This window comes from Devosia sp. 1635 (assembly GCF_013185955.1).
In the GTDB taxonomy this organism is placed as follows: domain Bacteria; phylum Pseudomonadota; class Alphaproteobacteria; order Rhizobiales; family Devosiaceae; genus Devosia.
The window spans coordinates 225,061-242,908 of the sequence record NZ_JABAOM010000001.1 but is presented as its reverse complement, the minus strand read 5'-3'; the positions used below and the strand labels follow the sequence as shown (position 1 = coordinate 242,908).

The 17,848-nt window shown below is 62.9% G+C and carries 18 protein-coding genes and 1 riboswitch; of the genes, 8 read left to right on the top strand and 10 right to left on the bottom strand.

Translation table 11 applies throughout. The features are described 5' to 3' along the window. Window positions 1–78: 78 nt before the first annotated feature. Window positions 79–2,571 carry a membrane-bound PQQ-dependent dehydrogenase, glucose/quinate/shikimate family gene (locus HRU92_RS01270; protein WP_172122678.1) on the bottom strand — a complete coding sequence of 831 codons (2,493 nt, stop codon included), beginning with the start codon at window positions 2,569–2,571 and terminating at the stop codon, window positions 79–81. Window positions 2,572–2,851: 280 nt separating this feature from the next. Here HRU92_RS01270 and HRU92_RS01265 point away from each other — a divergent pair, with 280 nt between their 5' ends. Together HRU92_RS01265 and HRU92_RS01260 are read left to right on the top strand one after the other, a co-directional pair. Further along, window positions 2,852–3,028, top strand: a complete 177-nt coding sequence (locus tag HRU92_RS01265; RefSeq protein WP_164854739.1) for a hypothetical protein — start codon at window positions 2,852–2,854, stop codon at window positions 3,026–3,028. A gap of 60 nt (window positions 3,029–3,088) precedes the next feature. Further along, window positions 3,089–3,319: a hypothetical protein gene (locus HRU92_RS01260; protein ID WP_172122677.1), complete on the top strand. Its 231-nt coding sequence runs from the start codon at window positions 3,089–3,091 to the stop codon at window positions 3,317–3,319. A gap of 1 nt (window position 3,320) precedes the next feature. Here the strand turns inward: HRU92_RS01260 and HRU92_RS01255 are convergent, their stop codons facing one another. The 6 genes from HRU92_RS01255 to HRU92_RS01230 form a co-directional block, all read right to left on the bottom strand. Then, window positions 3,321–4,625 carry an LLM class flavin-dependent oxidoreductase gene (locus tag HRU92_RS01255; RefSeq protein ID WP_173087424.1) on the bottom strand — a complete coding sequence of 435 codons (1,305 nt, stop codon included), beginning with the start codon at window positions 4,623–4,625 and terminating at the stop codon, window positions 3,321–3,323. Then, window positions 4,622–5,629: an ABC transporter substrate-binding protein gene (locus HRU92_RS01250; protein ID WP_172122675.1), complete on the bottom strand. Its 1,008-nt coding sequence runs from the start codon at window positions 5,627–5,629 to the stop codon at window positions 4,622–4,624. The genes HRU92_RS01255 and HRU92_RS01250 overlap by 4 nt, the downstream gene beginning before the upstream one ends. 2 nt (window positions 5,630–5,631) lie before the next feature. Continuing rightward, window positions 5,632–6,381, bottom strand: coding sequence for an ABC transporter ATP-binding protein (locus HRU92_RS01245; protein ID WP_172122674.1), 750 nt, complete (start codon window positions 6,379–6,381; stop codon window positions 5,632–5,634). After that, a complete protein-coding gene (locus tag HRU92_RS01240; RefSeq protein WP_172122673.1) occupies window positions 6,378–7,175 on the bottom strand; it encodes an ABC transporter permease in 798 nt (265 codons plus the stop codon). The genes HRU92_RS01245 and HRU92_RS01240 overlap by 4 nt, the downstream gene beginning before the upstream one ends. A gap of 14 nt (window positions 7,176–7,189) precedes the next feature. Continuing rightward, window positions 7,190–7,798, bottom strand: a complete 609-nt coding sequence (locus HRU92_RS01235) for a YkoF family thiamine/hydroxymethylpyrimidine-binding protein (RefSeq protein ID WP_172122672.1) — start codon at window positions 7,796–7,798, stop codon at window positions 7,190–7,192. After that, window positions 7,789–7,901, bottom strand: a riboswitch (TPP riboswitch). Its footprint overlaps the gene before it by 10 nt. Window positions 7,902–7,966: 65 nt before the next feature. Next, window positions 7,967–8,923: an AraC family transcriptional regulator gene (locus HRU92_RS01230; protein WP_172122671.1), complete on the bottom strand. Its 957-nt coding sequence runs from the start codon at window positions 8,921–8,923 to the stop codon at window positions 7,967–7,969. 110 nt (window positions 8,924–9,033) lie between these two features. Between HRU92_RS01230 and HRU92_RS01225 the strand changes: the two genes are divergently transcribed. From HRU92_RS01225 to HRU92_RS01215, 3 genes are all read left to right on the top strand, one after another. Next, window positions 9,034–9,822 (top strand): NAD(P)H-binding protein, encoded by a 789-nt coding sequence (locus tag HRU92_RS01225; RefSeq protein ID WP_173087422.1) that lies wholly within the window; start codon window positions 9,034–9,036, stop codon window positions 9,820–9,822. 74 nt (window positions 9,823–9,896) lie between these two features. After that, window positions 9,897–10,670, top strand: coding sequence for a TSUP family transporter (locus HRU92_RS01220; protein WP_172122669.1), 774 nt, complete (start codon window positions 9,897–9,899; stop codon window positions 10,668–10,670). A 151-nt stretch (window positions 10,671–10,821) separates the two neighbouring features. Beyond that, on the top strand, window positions 10,822–12,486 hold the full coding sequence (locus tag HRU92_RS01215; RefSeq protein ID WP_173087420.1) for a DUF6022 family protein: 1,665 nt from the start codon (window positions 10,822–10,824) through the stop codon (window positions 12,484–12,486). Window positions 12,487–12,601: 115 nt separating this feature from the next. Here the strand turns inward: HRU92_RS01215 and HRU92_RS01210 are convergent, their stop codons facing one another. Next, window positions 12,602–13,474 (bottom strand): LysR family transcriptional regulator, encoded by an 873-nt coding sequence (locus tag HRU92_RS01210; RefSeq protein ID WP_172122668.1) that lies wholly within the window; start codon window positions 13,472–13,474, stop codon window positions 12,602–12,604. A 108-nt stretch (window positions 13,475–13,582) separates the two neighbouring features. Beyond that, window positions 13,583–13,771 carry a hypothetical protein gene (locus HRU92_RS20430; protein WP_248305244.1) on the bottom strand — a complete coding sequence of 63 codons (189 nt, stop codon included), beginning with the start codon at window positions 13,769–13,771 and terminating at the stop codon, window positions 13,583–13,585. 21 nt (window positions 13,772–13,792) lie between these two features. Here HRU92_RS20430 and HRU92_RS01200 point away from each other — a divergent pair, with 21 nt between their 5' ends. The 3 genes from HRU92_RS01200 to HRU92_RS01190 all read left to right on the top strand — a co-directional run bounded on the left by HRU92_RS01200 (window position 13,793) and on the right by HRU92_RS01190 (window position 16,784). Continuing rightward, window positions 13,793–14,788, top strand: coding sequence for an aldo/keto reductase (locus tag HRU92_RS01200; RefSeq protein WP_172122667.1), 996 nt, complete (start codon window positions 13,793–13,795; stop codon window positions 14,786–14,788). A gap of 250 nt (window positions 14,789–15,038) precedes the next feature. Next, complete coding sequence (locus tag HRU92_RS01195; protein ID WP_172122666.1) at window positions 15,039–16,181, top strand: MFS transporter; 1,143 nt, start codon at window positions 15,039–15,041, stop codon at window positions 16,179–16,181. 87 nt (window positions 16,182–16,268) lie between these two features. Continuing rightward, window positions 16,269–16,784: a GNAT family N-acetyltransferase gene (locus HRU92_RS01190; RefSeq protein ID WP_172122665.1), complete on the top strand. Its 516-nt coding sequence runs from the start codon at window positions 16,269–16,271 to the stop codon at window positions 16,782–16,784. Between the two features lie 236 nt (window positions 16,785–17,020). Here HRU92_RS01190 and HRU92_RS01185 read toward each other — a convergent pair whose 3' ends face one another. Next, on the bottom strand, window positions 17,021–17,731 hold the full coding sequence (locus HRU92_RS01185; protein ID WP_172122664.1) for a polysaccharide deacetylase family protein: 711 nt from the start codon (window positions 17,729–17,731) through the stop codon (window positions 17,021–17,023). Window positions 17,732–17,848 lie beyond the last annotated feature (117 nt).

Sequence of the window (17,848 nt, the reverse complement as noted above, 5' to 3'; positions counted from 1 at the left end):
TTTTCCTGGTTGTGACGCTATACAGCTTGGTCGGGCCGCCGGGACCATGCCAGCAACAGCTAGGCTCCTTTGCCCCGCTTAGATTGCAGCCTGCGGCAAGGCATAGGCGATGAAATAGTCGCCGATCGGGGTTTCCATGAAGTCGTGCCCCCCGGCATTGATCACGATGATCTGCCGGCCCTCCGCCTCATAGGTCATCGGGGTCGCCTGCCCGCCAGCGGGCAGCGCTACCTGCCAAAGCTCCTCGCCCGTTTCAATGTCGATGGCGCGCAGCAGGTCGTCGGTGGTCGCGGCAATGAAGAACAGCCCCGAAGCCGTCACCACGCCACCGCCATTATTGGGCGTGCCGATCTCGAGCGGCAACATGGAGGGGATGCCAAATGGGCCATTCTTGCGCGCCGAGCCGAAGGGGCGGTCCCACAGCACTTCGCGGGTGTTGAGGTCGATGGCCGCGATCCCGCCATAAGGGGGCTGCTTGCACAGCATCCCGGTAAATGGCACGCGCCAGCCGGCATTGACGCGAATGCCATAAGGCGTCTGCGCCTGCGGGCTGAGGCTGCCATGCGAGCCACCACCAGCATCGGGATCGTAGTTGGGATCGGTGATCGGCAACACCCCGGCGGCATTCACCTCTTCGCGCGGCACCAGCTGATTGTAGTTGGGCATGTTGTTGTAGTTGGTGATCATGATGCCATTGACCGGATCAACGGCAACCCCGCCCCAATCCACCCCACCATTATAGCCGGGGAACTGAATCCAGGGCCGATCCACCGTCGGCGGGGTATAGACACCTTCATAGGACGCCTGGCGGAACTGGATGCGGCACCACAATTGGTCAAGGGGCGTCGTTCCCCACATATCGGCTTCGGTCAGGTCTGCCTTGAGCAGATTGGGGAAGTCGGTGACATAGGGCTGGGTGGGCGAGAGCCGCTCGGGCTCGACGCCACCCTGTGGTGCCGGGCGCTCCTCGATATTGACCAGGGGCTCGCCGGTAGCGCGATCGAGGATATAGAACTGCGCCTGCTTGGAGGGCATGATGATAGCCGGGACCGGACCATCGGGCGTGGGGAAGTCCACCAGCGTCCCCTGCCCGCCCAGATCGTAATCCCAGACATCGTAGTGCACGGTCTGGTGGTGCCAGGCGACGTCGCCCGTTTCCACATCCAGCGCTACGATGGCGGTGGAATAGGTGTTCTCCGCGTCCGAGCGGTCGCTGCCCCAGTAATCCACAGCGGAATTGCCCATGGGCATGTAAACCAGCCCCAGCTCGTCATCGCCTGACGCGATGGTCCACATATTGGGCGTGCCCGGTGTGTAGATCTCGCCTTCGGGGGGCAGCCCCTTCTGGTCGGGGCGCCCCATGTCCCAGGCCCATTTGAGTTCCCCCGTCCTAGCGTCGTAGCCACGGATCACGCCGGAGGGCGCTTCGCGGGTTTGCCCGTCACTCACCTGGCTGCCGACCACCAGCACGTCGCGCACCAGGGTCGGGGGCGAAGTCGGGGCGTAAAAGCCGGGCGCAGTGTCGCCAATGCCTTCGAGCAGATTGACTATGCCCGCATTGCCGAATTTGTCGCAAGGCTGGCCAGTTTGGGTGTCGAGCGCGATCATGCGCGCATCATGGGTCAGGTTGACCACCCGGCTGGCGCACAGCGCATTGGGGTCGGCGGCGGGATCCTCGAAATAAACCAGGCCCCGACAGGAAGCATTATAGCCGATGGCATCTACCGGGGTCTGCGGATCATAGGTCCAGAACTCGGCGCCGGTCGCGGCATCGAGGGCGCTGATCTTGTTGAGCGCCGAACAGAGGTAAAGCCGATTGCCGACCTTGACCGGCGTGTTCTGGTTGCCGAACGGCTCGTCGTTCTCGGGCAGATCGCCGGTGCGGAACTCCCAGATTTGCTCGAGCTGGCCAACATTGTCGCCGGTGATCTGGTCGAGCGGGGAATAGCGCGCAGCGCGATGCGTGCCGCCATAAGCGGGCCAATCGACCCCGGTTTCCAGCGTCACATAGCGCGGCGCAACCGGCGTCGCCAGCGCCGGTTCGGACGCTTCAGCCGGGGACGCCTCGGGCGTGGGCCCCACCGGGGCCGCTTCAACGGGGGCGGGTGGTGGCGCTGCCGGCTCGGGGCTGCCCGGTGTGGCGGCGTCGGAGGGCGGCACTTCCTGAGCGTGCAGGTCTGGCCCAAGATTGCCCGCCACGCCGATGCATGCCACCAAAGCGGCGATCCCGGCTGCTGTGCCCGCCAGTGTGGAGCGGGAGGCGCCTTCGGGGCGCCGCAGCGACCGAATAGTCGTCAGCACCAGAACCAGAACGACCGTCGGCGCCACCAATCGCGGCACCTGGGCCCATCCATCTAGACCAGCTTCCCACAAGGCCCAAGCGACAGTGCCCAGATAAGTCAACCCGTAAATCCAGACCGCCGTAAACTCACGCCTGAACAGGAAATAGGCGGTCGCCAGCAGGCCAGCACCAGCCAGCAGATAGTACCACGCCCCCCCAAGCGTGATCAGCCATGCGCCGCCCCCCAAGATAGGCAGCCCGAATATCACCAAGGCGGCAGCCACCAACATTGTCCACCAAAACGCAAAGTTCCGGCCGGTGGCGACGGTCGCGCTGCCATTAGTTCCCCTCTAGTTTACCCATGCTAATGGCCAACGCCTCGATCTCGCCACGGTTCCGCAATGGGACAATGCGCGCTATGCAGCAGTTTTCAGTCGCCCTCGGCCATCTGCTCGCATCCATTCTCCACAACCCGGCTTCGGCGCGGCGATAAGGGTCGCCATGCCATTGTCCCGGGAGGATAGGACGGGCTAGACTAGCGGCAATCACCAAGTGCGAAGAAAAGCTGGTATGAGCGACAAGATCAAGGATGTACCCAATGGTGAGCTGGTGCCCGAGCAAAGCGAACTCCAGCTGGCAGATATAAGGATCGCTGACCTGGAGCGGCAGCTTGAAGCTGCCCAGCAGGAGATCGAACGGCTCAAACAGGAAGTTGCTTCCTTGCGCTCGTCAGCAGGTCCTCGGTGACAGTCCCAACAGCAATGGTCAATTCGAAGGGAGCCGCCGATATGCGTCTGAGTGCTGGGTTTGAGTAAGAAATATCGCGTCGTAGATTGCGCCCCGACAGAAGGCGCACCGGAAGAGTTTATTCAGGTCGCCGCGACTCCCGAGGAAGCAGCGCGGCTGGCGCTGGGACTGGTGCTGCAACGCGGCGGGCAATTGCGGGACCTGCGGGCCAAGGTTTACCTTGAAGCCGCCGGAACGTTGTCGATGTACCGGCTCTACACCAAGAGCCTGCACCGGCAGGCCGTGGACTGACCTATGCCGGACCGAGTTGGACGCGCTGCCGCAGCAGCGTTTCCCCGCTTGCGTTAAACAGGCCCGATGCGGTGAGCTCTGGTATCACCAGATCCACAAAGCTCTGCAGATCGGCCGGCATCAACGGTGCCATCACGTTGAACCCGTCCGCGGCCCCTTGGTCGAACCATTCTTGCATGGTCGCCGCGATCTCGGCGCCCGTTCCGACCGCCAGCAGATGCCCTCGACCGCTGGCAAGACGCATCAGCAACTGCCGCAGGCTGAGCCCCTCCCGTTTGGCGATGCCAACCAAAACAGCCACGCGGCTTTGGCTCGACTGGCTGGGAGCCCCTGCCCCGACAAAAGGAGGCAGGGGGTCATCCAGCTGTGCCGCAGACAAGTCGGTGCCCAGGAACTCGGAGAGCTTGGCCAGCGCGTGCTCAGGCACCATGAACCCATTCAACTGCACCAAGCGCTCTTCCGCCTGCGCCCGCGTCGGGGCAGCAATAGGCACGATGCCAGGGTAAATCAGCAGGCTTTCCGGTGGCCGGCCGTGGCGGGAAGCCCTTGCCTTCATGTCGCGATAAAACAGTTGCGCCTCGGCAAGATCGGCCTGAACCGTGAACACCAGATCGGCATAGCGCGCCGCGAAATCACGCCCGGCCTCAGAGGCGCCGGCCTGCGCCAGCAAAGGGCGGCCCTGCGGCGAGCGCGGCACGTTCAGCGGCCCGCGGGTTCGCACGAACTGACCGTGATGATCTACTGTCCGAACCTTTGCGAGATCAAGATAGCGGCCCGCCTGCTTGTCCGCGATCCGGGCATCGGCCTGCCAGGAACTCCAAAGTGCCAGCACAGCCGCGGTGACATCTGCGGCCCGCGCATAGCGCTCGCCATGTTCAGGCATGGCGTCGAGCCCGAAATTGTGGGCCTCAAGCGCATTGGAGGAGGTGACGACATTCCAGCCCGCCCGGCCACCGCTGAGGTGATCGAGCGAAGCAAAGCGGCGGGCGAGATGAAAGGGATGATCAAAGCTGGTCGAGGCCGTACCGATTAGCCCAATCCGCTCCGTCACTGCCGCCAGCGCCGAAAGGATGATGAAGGGGTCCATCGCGTCCGAGAGGTGCCGGTCGGCGCTTTGCTGCAGCGCCAGTACATCGCCCAGAAACAAAGCATCGAACCCACCCGCTTCAGCCCGACGAGCGATGTCGGTCCAATAGCCCAGATCAGTCGAGGCCAGCGCATTGCTTTCAGGCATGCGCCAGCCTGCTTCATGACTCCCCAGCCCATAGATCACCGCGTTGAGCCCCATGCGCCGCCTTGGTGTCACGGCGCGGCTTCCACATAGGCGCTGGTATAGTAGCCGGAGAAGTCAGGCTTGGCGGCCAGAGGATTGCCGTCGCCGTCCTTGAGGATGCCGGCTTCAAACAGGAACGTGCCCATCGCCTCCATCTTGGCGGGATTGATGACGCCCACGGCCCCAATCTCGGCCCGCAGGTAGTGCCCATCGATCAGCGCCTGCAGCGATGCGCGCACAAAGTCCCGGTCCAGCAGCGCGTCGCTATTGGCTGCGACCAGAATATCGGTCGCCTCGTCGGGATGGGCGACGGCATAGGCGTAACCGCGCTGGCTCGCGCCAAGGAACGCCTTGGCAGTGTCCGGGTGCTCAGCCAAAAAGGCGCCGGTGGTGCCGATGAAGTTGGTGTGCTGGTCGGGCACGCCCCAATCGGCATAGCGGAAGGCACGTTGTGGGCGCCCGTCTCGCTCCGCCTTGACGCCTTCCCAGGTATAAACTTCAAGGGTAAAATCCACCGCGCCGTTGGCCAGCGCTTCATAGGCCGAAGTGCCCAGGGTGACCGTCTCGAATTCCCCCCGGCCGCCATCGGCGCGGATGATCGTGCCAATCAGGGCACTCTCCCAGTCGCTGCCAAAGCCGGCATAAGTCTTGCCGTCAAGGTCCTTGGGGCTTTGGATATCCTGCCGGTCGCCGTTGAACACCAGGCGCCCCGTTTCGGTCTGCACCAGTGCATAAGTCGCGACCAGATCGACCCCGGCCGTGCGCTGGGTGAACAGGCCGATGGAGCCAAGAATACCGAAATCTGCCACCCCATTGGCCACGAGCGTGCCAGCGGAAGTGTCGGAATAAGGCAGGATCTCAACTGCGACCCCCGCATCCTCATAAAAGCCCTTGGCTTGGGCAACAAACAGGCCGACATGGTTGGTGTTGGGCGTCCAGTCCAGCGCCATGGTCACCGGCACCGGCTGGGCCAGTGCGGGTGGACTGGCGAGGGCGGCGGCAAGGCCAAGGATCAGCAGCAGGCGCGAAAGCGGCATGATTATTCCTCCGGTTCAAACAAGGTCTGCAGGATATCGGCTTCGATTTGGGCGATGACCGCCGACCCTGCTGGGGGTCGCGGATGCTCAAGCGGCACGTCGATGCGGCGCACGATCTGCGCTGGGCGCGGCGACAACAGGTAGATCCGGTCGGACAACAGCACCGCTTCGCGGACATCGTGGGTGATCAGCAACACGGTCCAGCGATGGCGCGTCCACATCCCAGCCAGCCAGCGCTGCATTCGCGTGCGGGTCAGGGCATCCAGGGCTCCGAAAGGCTCGTCGAGCAGCAGCATGGATTTATGCTGCACCACTGTGCGCAGCAGCGCTGCACGCTGCCGCATGCCGCCGGAAAGCTGCGCGGGGTAATGGTTTTCAAATCCGGCCAAACCAAACTCAGCAAACAGCGGCTGGACCGCCGCCCGCGCCGCCTTGCGCGTCATGCCCGCCACCTCAAGGCCAAGCGTGGCATTGTCGATGATCCGCCGCCACGGCATCAGCGCATCGCGTTGCGGCATGAAGGCAAAGGGGTGGCTCTTTGGGGCGAGTGGCGCCCCATCAAACAGCATTTCCCCACCATCAGTGGACACCGCTCCGGTCAGCAGCTGTAGGATGGTGGATTTACCAGCGCCGGAAGGGCCGAGGATCGAAACGAACTCTCCTGCTCCAACGCTCAAGTTGATGTCGGCCAGAACTTCGGAATCGCCAAAGCTCTTGCCCAAGTTGCGCAGTTCAAGCCTGGGCGTGGTCATGGGCGCCTCTGCGCCAAGCGGGTCCAGGGCATCGTCAGCCGCTGCACCAAGACGGTAGCGCCAAACAGGAGCAGGGTCAGCGTCGCGCTGACGACGACGGCGGCCAGCACCAGGTCGGGGCGAAAATTGTTCTTGGCATTGAGAATATAGATGCCCAAGCCCCGGACCGCCCCGGCATATTCGGCAAAGATCGCCCCGACTACGGCATAGGTGATGGAAATGCGCAGCCCGGCAAAGTAATAAGGCAAGGCCGAAGGCAGCCGCGCCATCCTGAACCGGCGCCACCGCGAGGCTCCCATGGACGCCAACAGCCCCTCGATATCGCGGTCGGTGGAGTCATAGCCCTGCACCAGCGCCACCAGCATGGGGAAAAAGGTCACCAGTGCCACGAGCACGATCTTGGGCGTCAGCCCGAAGCCGAACCAGAGCACGATGAGCGGCGCGATGGCGACCAGCGGCAGGGTCTGGGTGATGATGAACACCGGAAACAACGCCCGCCGTACCGGGCGAAAGAAGTCCACCACGACCGAAAACAGCAATGCGGCGCAGAGCGAGCAGCCGAAACCCAAAATGGTGGCCTGCAAGGTCGCTAATGTGTGCCCGGCCAGCGCGTCCCGGTTCTGGTAGCCTTGGACGATAATGCGGGATGGCGCCGGCAACGCCGTTGGGGAGATGCCCGAAAGCTGCACATAAGCTTCCCAGGCCAGGATCAGGGTCACCACCGAAAACACGGCGGGCCCTGCGTAACTGAGAAACCGGGCGACAAGTCGCCCGAAGGAGAACAACTGCGCCATGCCAGACCTTCCGCTCAGCGCGCGCTAGGGCTGTTGGCCGACACGGTCAGGTCGATAGTGACATGTCCCTCGGGCGGTCCAAACCGGCAAAAGGCCTGCTCGATCGTGGCGAATAGCGCACCGGTGTCGCCATTGAGCTTGGTGGCGAAATGCTTGGACTTTTCGAAGGTGCCCGACTGTTTGAGAAAGTCGATGCAGCCATAGATTTCGTCCATGTGATGGCCCTGTCCCATCACATAGAGAGACAATTGGGCCACCCCGAAGACGCCGATGTCGGGCGCATCTTGCACTGCCGCAAGCGCGCTGGCGCGCCGCTCCTCAAGAGGCGCAACCGGCCCTTCGAACAAATGGGACTGGCAGATGGCATCATCGGGCTCGCCCGGGCAGCCGCGCGAGATCGTCGCCGAAAGCACGCAATGGGTGCCGGCGCGCGCGGCGGCACTGAACAGATCGCGCATGGCGGGAAACAGCACTTCGGGCGGACCGACCAACAAGGTCGAGATGTCATCGGTCTCGATGCGCAAGCGTTCACGATAGGGATCGAGCGCACCCAGCGCGTTCATGATCACGCCGACAAAGTCGCCGGTCATTGGATAAAGGGAAATCTGTGCGCCTGAGAACATGGCCCGCCTCGCTCCGCTGGTATTACCCAGATCAGCTATAGGGTCCGAAGGCTTGCCGCCCTCATCTCAGCCCCGACCATACGGAGCACCCCTGTGGATAAAGCCAGCATAGGGCAGCATTGCCGGCAAATGCAAGCACATGTCTGCATTGGCGGAGTTGATCTTGGATCAGGCGCTTTGCGATGCTTGACGCAGTTCCTGGATTGCTTGTCCATCAGGCAAGCGCGCGCCACTTTGGAGCGTCTGCAGATAAGCTCGGGGCGCGAGGCCGTGATAGTCCTTGAACGCCCGCGTGAAAGCCGCCTCCGAGGCGTAGCCGGCTTCGCTCGCTAGTGACCCTACCGAAGTGGGGCCACTGGCGAGCTTTCTGGCGGCCAGAGTCAGTCTCCAACCTTTGAGATAGGTCAATGGCGGCTCTCCCGCCCGGTCATGGAATCGTCTGGCAAAGGCAGCGCGCGACAGCCCCGCCACCTTCGCCATGCCCTCGACAGTCCATTTGGCGGCGGGATCGGCATGGATCGCCCGGAACACCTTGGCAAGGTTGGGATCCTTCATTGCCGGCAACCATCCGGCGGAATGCCCGGCGCGCTCGGCTGCACGGCGCAGCACGTAAACCAGCAGGCTGTCGGCAAGACTTTCCACCAGGCTTTCATTGCCCAAGCCCTGGTGCTCCAGTTCCTCGGCCAGCAGCAGCACGATCGGCAAAATGCCATTGTCCTTGCGGAGCTCGGCGGCGGGCAGGTGAATGCAGGGCGGTAGCGCCGATTGTCCCAGCCGCCGCGTGCCATCCACCTGGAAGCGCCCGCAAAAGATCACCGCGTCAGGAGACTGGCTGGTGACATCAAATCCTTGTTGCACGAACTGGCTGACGGGGGGCGCCTCGCCCTTGGGGCTGGCCACGAGATCGTGGGCCTTTCCATCACTCAGGACCACCAGATCACCCTCTTCCAGCCGGAGTGGCGCTTCGCCAGCCCGGCGAAGCCAAGCGGTCCCCTGCCAGACGAGGTGAAAGGCGATCATTGCCCCCGGATCGAGCCGGAAGCCCCAAGGCTCAACCACCCGGCTGCGGACGAGGGTCATCCGGCTGCGGGCGTACATGCGGATCCATTGATCAAGCACATTCATGCCGCTCTCCTGCACCTTTTCAAGACGATCTGCAAGAAACGGGAGATCGTCTCACATGGCTTGTCCTCTCAGGGCGCGCCATCTTTCTCCTGGTTAGAAAGGAGAACGTGATGTTCAAGACCATACTTGTTGCGGCCGGAGCCGGCACAGTTGGGCAGCACCTGGCCAATCGGCTGCTGATCGCCGGGCACAGCGTCAAAATCGGCACAAGGCGAGGAGGTGACGCCAACACAGTGCTGCTGGACTATAGTCAGGCCCCGACTTTTGAAGCGGCGCTTGCCGGCACCGATGCGGCTTACCTCGTCGTTCCGACCTCGGCCGAACCACATTTACTGCTTGGCCCCTTCGTCGAGGCCGCAGCGCGGCGCGGCATTAAGTTGGTGTTGCAATCAGCTCTGGGGGTGGATGCCAATGACGCCATTCCGCTGCGGCAACTGGAGCGGCAGATCGAAAGCTCAGGCGCGCCCTACGCGATCCTGCGCCCAAACTGGTTCCTCGACAATTTCCACGGGCGCTGGCACCCCGGCATCATGGAGCTTGGCCGGCTTGCGCTTCCCGCGGGCGATGCCACGACCAGCTTGATTGATGCGCGCGACATCGCCGAAGCCGCAGCGGCGCTTTCCGCGATCAGCGGCCGCACCGTCACCTACGAGGGTGTCGACGAGGCGCAGTTCAAGCGCGAGTCGGGGCGCATGAAACTGGCGCCAGCTCTGGTTGAACAGATGCTGCCGATCTTTACTGCTACTCGCGCGGGTCATTTCAGCCAGGTCACTGACGATTTCAGCCAACTCACCGGGCGACCGGGCCGGCGGCTCGTCGATTATCTGGCTGACAATGCCTGGCGCTTCGCCGTCCCAGTTGCGCAGAACGAAGTCCAGAGAGCAGCGGTCAGTCGTTGATTTGCCGCCTCACGGCGCCACGCCCGGGGAATGCAGCTATTATCCCGGGCGTTGATTCTGTTTGCAGGCTGGTAATGGACCCGTTGAATGTCGCCATGCTCTTGGTCCTTGCCGGCGCTGCCGCTTATGTGCAGACGCTGACGGGCTTTGCCTTTGGCCTGTTGATGATGGGCGGTATCGGCATTCTCGGGCTGCTGCCCCTGCCCGAAGCCGCGGTGATCGTGAGCATCCTCACGGTGGTCAATGCAACTCAGGTGTTGGCCCGAGGCTGGCGTAACGTGGCCTGGAGCGAGTTTCGCCTCGCCATTGGCGCCAGCCTCCTTTTGGTGGTGCTGGGTTATTTCATGCTCGAATGGCTTGCGGACGCCAATCTGGACGGACTACGCCTGCTGCTGGGCGCCGTCATCGTTGGTGCCAGCATCCAGTTGATCCTGCAGCCGCATCCGCTGCCCAACCGATCTTCTTCGGGTTCGTTCGTCCTGGTGGGTGCATTGGGCGGCTTTCTGGGCGGGATGTTCTCCACGGCCGGACCGCCCTTGATCTATCACTTCTATCGCCAACCCCTGCCAGCGGCCGCCATCAGGGACACCTTGGTGCTGATCTTTGGCGTCAACGCCTTGTTCCGGCTGTCCTTGGTGGGGTTGACCGGCAGCTTCCCCTATGAGGCAAGTTGGTGGGCGCTGTTGGCGGCGCCCGTGGTTACCGCCACCACCTATGCCGCAAAACGCTGGCCGCCGCCATTTGCGGTCCTCACGCTGCGCCGCGTGGCGTTCTCGCTGCTGCTGCTATCAGGTGTATCCCTGGCGGCGCCAGCCATTTGGCGACTGGGGTTTGCCGCGGCCGGCTGAACGTCGATCCTCGGCGTGCTAAGTTGGGCCTCGGTACACACATCGGTCTCAACCCCTTGCCCACTTCGATATGTAGATCACAAGCGGCTTGCTTCAAGCCTAGGGACCTGCCGTAAAACCCTTGCCGTATCCAAGCAAAGGGAGTGCATCGATGCGGGTATTTTTGTCGACCTATGGGTCGCGGGGTGACGTCGAACCTATTGTGGCGCTTGCAGTCGCGCTCGAGGCGGTCGGTGTGGAAGCGGTGCTGTCCGCTCCGGGCGACCAGGAGTTTGTGGAGCTTGCCGAACGTGCCGGCGTTGAGTTGGTCCCCGCCTTCATGCGCGTGCGAGAGTGGATTGCGCTCGCTCAACGATTTCCCAGCGATATCCCGGGTTACGGGATGAGGATGATCGCCGCCCAGTGCCGGACCATCGACGCGGCAGCCGCCGGCTGCGATGCAATCCTCGCGACCGGTCTTATGCCTTCGGTTGGCGCGGCTCAGTGCGTGGCCGAAAAGCGCGGCCTGCCCTTTATGCACGCATCGTTCTGCCCGATGTACCTGCCATCCGAGCACCACCCGCCACTTTCCTATCCCGGTCATTCCCGCCCAACGGGAGAGACCGACCACCGCGCACTGTGGAACCACAACCTCGAGGTGATGAACGCCCTTTTCGGCGGCACGATCAACCGACAACGGATCGCCATGGGCCTGCCGACAGTGACCGATATTCGCCAGCATGTCTTTACGACGCGCCCGCTCCTGGCTTCGGAGGCGGCGCTCTGCCCCTGGGAGCCAACCGATCTTTGTGCACCGGAGCAGACCGGGGCCTGGATCCTGCCCGACACGCGCCCGCTGCCACCCGAACTGGAGGCCTTTTTGAACGCTGGCACTCCGCCCGTTTATTTTGGCTATGGCAGCATAGCGGCGCCCAATGCCGACCGCTTGGTCCAAACCGCGGTAACCGCTATCCGCGCCCATGGGCGCCGCGCAGTTCTGGCGCGGGGCTGGGCTGGGCTCACGCTGCCCGACCAACAAAGCGACTGTTTTCTCGTCGGTGAGGTCAACCAACAGGCACTTTTCAGGCGTGTTGCCGTCGTGGTCCATCATGGCGGCGCCGGCACCACCACCACCGCTGCACGGGCGGGTGCCCCGCAGGTGATCGTGCCCCAAGGCGCTGACCAACCGTTTTGGGCACGACAGATCGAGCGGCTCGGGATTGGCGTAGCGCATCCTGGTGCCGCACCAACAATGGAGTCCCTTTGCGTCGCCCTCAACACAGGGCTCCAACCCGAAACCGCCACCCGGGCCCGGGCACTGGCCAGCACCATTGACAGCAATGGCGCTGCCCGAGCGGCAAGATTGTTGGTGGAAATCGTTGCGCAGCAAAGCTCAACCCTAGTACCGGCGCGGGTTCCATTGCTGACGGACGAGGCCGGCACTGACATTCACGCCCTCGCCCAGCGCGCCCAGGCGATGGTCGACCTTGAACTTGCCCGCATCTTGCCCGTGCGGCTGCAGGAGTTCCAGCAGCAATTCGAAGAAGTCGGCGATCTTGCCTATGGCACGCTCAATGCCGAGCTGTTCCGCCCTGTGCACGCCGCCCTGCGCGAAGCTGGCCTCAAGGCAATACCCCGATTGCCGGGAAGCTTCCAGCGCAGCCGGGAATGGGGCAATGCGGACGAAACCCATCAGCAACGCTGGATGTGGTCGATCATCAGCGGTGCCGACGGCAAGCCAATCGGCTCCCTCGCCGTCGGCAGTCACCACGATCACTCCTGCTTCCGGCTGCCCCGCAGCCCCGAGATCATCGCGCTGCGCGCCACCGTCCCCTAGCAGGATTGTCGCGGAGATCGCCCAGACCTACCCACAATACGCCGAGCAAGAGGATTTCAAGCACTGGTACGCCGCCTATCTTGGGCGGCAGTCGTCGACTTGACCTTTATGCCATTCAATTGGTCCGGCTCTGCTGGCCACGGAACAAGGCGCCGTGCTCGCGCATCAGCGCCGCAATGCGCTCGCTGACGGTACGCACGGCAAAGCTGTGGCGCTCCTCGTGATGGGCCACGAGCCACTGTTCGGTTTCGAGTTCGGGGATAGCCTCCGCTAGGCGCGCAAGCCGCGGATCGCTGTCACCGACGAAGCAGGGGAACACGGAAATGCCGGCGCCTGCGGCCACGAGTTCGAGCACGCTCAAGGCATCATTGCCGCGCACGGCAATGCGGTCGCCGTGACGGGCATGCAGCCATCGGGCAGAATGGGTCTGGCTGGCTTCCCCGGCCACGCCGACAAAGTAACCGGCCGCAACCCCGCTGACGAGTTCTGGCCTGGCATAAAGCCCATATGCCACCTTGCCGATCAGTCGCCCCACCAACCATTGCTCGGTGGGGCGCTGGTTGCGGATGCCCAGATCGGCATGGCGCCGACCAATATCGACCTTCTGGTTGGCGGTCACCAGTTCAAGCCCGAAGCGATCCGTGGCTGTCCATACCCGGCCGATCTGCCGACCAAGAAAAGCGGAGGTCCATGGTCCCGCCGAAACCTGCACCACCCGTTCCCCGATGGCCCCATCCTTCCAGCGCTTGAGCGCGAGCATGGATGCTTCAACCTCTTCGGCCCGCACCAGGAGCTCTTCCCCAACCGGCGTCAGGCGATAGCCGGTCTGGGAGCGCACGAAAAGCCGCTCGCCGACCTGCCGCTCCAGCGCCGTGATCCGGCGTCCCAGGGTTGCCGCAGATACGCCAGTCTTGCTCGTGGCGGCCGTCAGCCCGCCCAAGCGGGCAACATCGAGGAACAGTCGTAATCCGTCCCAGGACAGGTCCATTTTTCAATCCTGCAAAGCCCTTTGCAGCGTCGATCGTAGCCGATCCCCGGGAAGACGCGCAATAAACACAGCCGTAGCCGGCGCTACAGAGCGCGTCAGGGCTGCGCATCACCGCAAAACTGCAACATCAACCGCTTCGCAACATGATCGGAGGCTTGGATGTTTGGACGACTTCTTTGCAAGATCAAAAACTGGAGAAAGCAACAGATTGCCCGGCGCAAGCTGGCGCTCCTTGACGATTGGCTGCTCGCCGATCTTGGTGCCGAGCGAGGGTCGCTCAACCAATTTGTTGCTCACCACACTCACTAGGGGGTCGGCATGACAACCACACGTATTTTTGGGCGCACGGGCTGGAAGGTCGGCGCGGTCGGCCTCGGCTGCTGGGCTATCGGGGGCGAGTTCACGCTTGATGGCCGTAGCGACGGCTGGGGCGCCGTTGACGACAGCCAGTCCGTTCGCGCCATCCACCTCGCACTCGAGCTTGGCGCCAATCTCTTTGACAGCGCCGATGCCTATGGCACCGGCCATAGCGAGGAAGTGCTGGGCGCCGCACTGCAAGGTCGCCGCGACCAGGCCGTGATCGCGACCAAGTTCGGCTTCACCTATGACGCCGAGCGCCGCGCTTTAGGCGCCGTAGATGTAAGTTCGCGCTATATCCATTGGGCCGTGGCGCAATCGCTCAAGCGACTGAAGACCGATGTGATCGATTTTTACCAGATTCATCCCGGTACACTTGGCGATCAGGAGGCGGAGCAGGCCGGCGAGGCTTTGGAGCGCCTGGTTGAAAAAGGGCAGATCCGAGCCTGGGGCTGGAGCACGGATGATGCCGCGGCGGCCCGCCGCATGCTGAAGTTCCCCAACTTTGCCGGTGTGCAACAGGAACTCAACATCCTGCACGACGGGCCTGCCATGCTGTCGCTCTGCGCGGAAGCCGGACTGGCCAGCTTGAACAGGTCGCCCTTGGCCATGGGCCTGCTGTCGGGCAAGTTCAACTCTGCCAGCCGGATGGATGCTACCGATGTCCGCGGCGCGGGCCATCCCTGGGTGCGGCACTTCGAAAACGGGGTACCGACCCCACAAGTGTTGAGCCGCATCGAAGCGCTGCGGGACCTGCTCACCCAGGGCGGCCGGACCTTGGCCCAGGGCACGTTGGGGTGGAACCTGGCGAGGTCAGCTAACACCTTCCCTATTCCCGGCTTCAAGACGGAAGAGCAGGTGCGCGACAACCTGGGGGCGCTTGAAAAAGGACCGCTGCCGGCAGCCACCATGGCGGAGATCCAGAAGCTGCTGCATGGACAAACTGAAGGCGCCTGACTGCGCGCCGCCAGCAAACTGTCGTCACCTAGGGGCTCCAGAGTGGCGTCGCTCTCTGGCCATCCGGCAACACCCGACGGAGGTAATGCGTTTGCGCGTGCCAACCGCTGGATGCTTCTGGAAATCGCGCGGCGCTCAGCCTAAGGCTAGTGGCGGACTGCCCGGGGGGAGGACGCGCTCCGTTGGGGGACAACAAGGTGTTGCCTCTGGCAAGCGCGTTGACGTGGCAGCGGGGTGGGCAGTTTCGGGCATGGCGTTCAACGCGTATTATTTTGCGCTTTATGCGCAGGTGGCGATCGGCATCACCTTCATGCCGCTTTGGCTGAAATCAGGCGGCCTTTCGGTACAAGAGATCGGGGTCTGCCTCGCGCTTGCCTCGGCGCTGGCCGTCGTGGTCAATCCCGTGGTTGGCGGTGTGGCCGATCGCACCCGGAGCAACAAGGCGATCCTGTTCGGCCTCGTCGTGCTCGCCACGCTAGCCTCCGCCGCTTTGCTGGCCGCCAATGGCCCTCTCATCGTGGCCGGCGTTTACCTCATCCTCCGGTTCGTCAGCGCGCCACTCATTCCCCTCAGCGAGTCGATCCTGATTGCCAACCTTGCCACATACCGGCTGGAATTTGGCCGGGTGCGAGCCTGGGGCTCGGCGTCGGTCGTGGTCACGACCCTGCTTTGCGGCTATCTGGTCGACTGGTCGAGCCCCACCGTCATTGTCCTCGTGCTCATCCTGGTTCTTGCACTGCAGGCCGGGCTTTCAAGCGCCCTCCCCGGCCGCGGGGATGGTGCAGCGATCGGACCGATCTCGACTGCGGCGATTGCCAAGGCCTTGCGCAACCGCAGCTTCCTGCTCCTTATCGGCAGTGCCGCCATTTCCCAGGCCTGCCATGGCCTGTTTTATGCTTACAGCACGTTTCGCTGGCTGGGCGCTGGGTATTCGACCTTCGAGATCGGCATGTTCTGGACCATCGGCGTCGCCGCCGAAATCATTGCCTTCGCATTTGCCAGCCGCATCACGACGCGGCTGACGCCCGGCATGATCATCAGCATCGGGTGTCTTGCCGGCGTGTTGCGCTGGGGTACCTTCGGCTACTCGACCGACATCTTGCCCACCCTGTTGATGCAGTTACTGCAAGGCGCGACCCTGGGCCTTACCCAAGTTGGCGTCGCCGCCTATATGCGCCGACATGTTGCCCCGCACTTTCTTGCCAGCGCTACCGGCTCCTATGCGGCAGCAGGGGGGCTCCTCGGCAGCGTCTTTATCCTTGTGGGCGGGCAGCTCTACGCCTCCGGCAGCGGCAGCGTTTTCCTGTTTGCCAGCGCTCTTTGCGCCTTCGGGCTGATGGCTGCCTTGTGCATGATCCGGCTGGAAAAACGAAATGCAGTCGTGCCGGCTTAGCGTGGCAAGGCTGGGGGATACGCCTTGGGTACGCTTGCTTGCGTTCTACCCCAGCTGAACGGAAATTAAGAACAACAAGAGCGACTGATGGGCAGCAGGAAGGTCGAGATCAGGCCTATCGCAATGAGTGATTTCGACGGCTTCTACGCTGCTCTTGACAGCGTGGCCCGGGAGCGGCGCTTTTTGTCCTCGCATCAGGCACCGCCGATCGAGAGCACAGCGAGCTTTGTTGCCGGCAACATCAAAAACGGCAATCCACAGTTCGTCGCCTTGGCGGGTTCTCAAATCATTGGCTGGTGTGACATTTGCCGGCAGAGCAAACCCGTATTTGAGCATTCCGGCGTGCTGGGGATGGGCCTCGTAACGCAGTTCCGCGGCCAGGGCATTGGCTCCCGGCTGCTCGCTGCCACGCTCGAAACCGCGCAATCAAGGCGCTTTCGCCGGGTGGAACTCGAGGTGTTCGCCAACAATAGCGGGGCCATCGCCCTTTATCGAAAGCACGGCTTTGCCCTGGAGGGCACGCGGCGGTTGGGGGCCATGATCGACAACCAGGAGATCGACATCCACATCATGGCCGTGATCCACCCCGCTGCAGCGTCGTGAATCGTCGGACTACGGGCTAAGTATTCGACGAGACGCGAAATGGTGCTCCGCCCGAGAGCGCTCATCGTGGGATTGGACTGCCGATAATACCAGACGAGGCCCGTGGCCTGCCGGAAGGCCCAAGCGGCGCCACGCTGCCACTCCAGCTCGCTGGCCTTGATGGCGTCGCGAAACACCGCCGGGCTTTCCCGGTCCATGCGGCGACCAGACGCCCATCAATCGGCTGCAGAGCTTTGTTATCTGCCGGCCAGCAATTGGGAAACCGTAACGAATTTGAAACCGCGGGCCTTGAGGCCATCGATGATAGGAGGCAATGCTAGTCTACTTGCTGCTCGGCTCTCATACATGACGTGCATGATAATGATGGAGCCGTTTGTCGCATTGGCAATCGCATGGTCGGCTAGGCCCTGTGGGCTGGCCGCATCAGCCGCATCAGCTTCAGGTTCTACGTCCCACATGATCGTGGTGCGGCCGTGTTGGGCGAGGTACCAAGGCAGGGCGACGAGTTTCTTGCCATAGGGCGGGCGGAAGTGCAGCGGGCCCGCATAGCCGGTCTTTCGAATGGCGACATCGGTGCTTTCGATTTCCTCGGCAATACTTGCGGGCGACATGAAGACCATGCGCTTGTGCGACCAAGAATGATTGCCGATCTCGTGACCGGCCGCGGCTATGGCTTGAACCTGCTGCGGATGCTCAGCGCTTTCCCGGCCAGTGAGAAAGAAGGTCGCCTTGACGTCGCGTTCGTTGAGAATGTCGAGCACCGTTTGGGTATAGGCCGGCGTCGGGCCGTCATCCAAAGTGAGCGCCACGACGGGCGCATCAGTGTCGAGGCGCGCGACGATATCGCCAAAAAGCTGGAAACCTTTGGCATTGCTCAACTCCAGCACGCCCAGGAAGCCCGCGACCAACACCGCCATGGTAGCAAGAAGGATTATCCAGCGGCGCATGAGTGTTCTTTCCGCTTGAGTTCTCCAGCAATGACCTCGGGAAATACCGCCGATAGCTGCTGGTGACATCCTCATACTTTGGCACGAAGGGCACTTCCACAACGCCGCCTTTGAGCG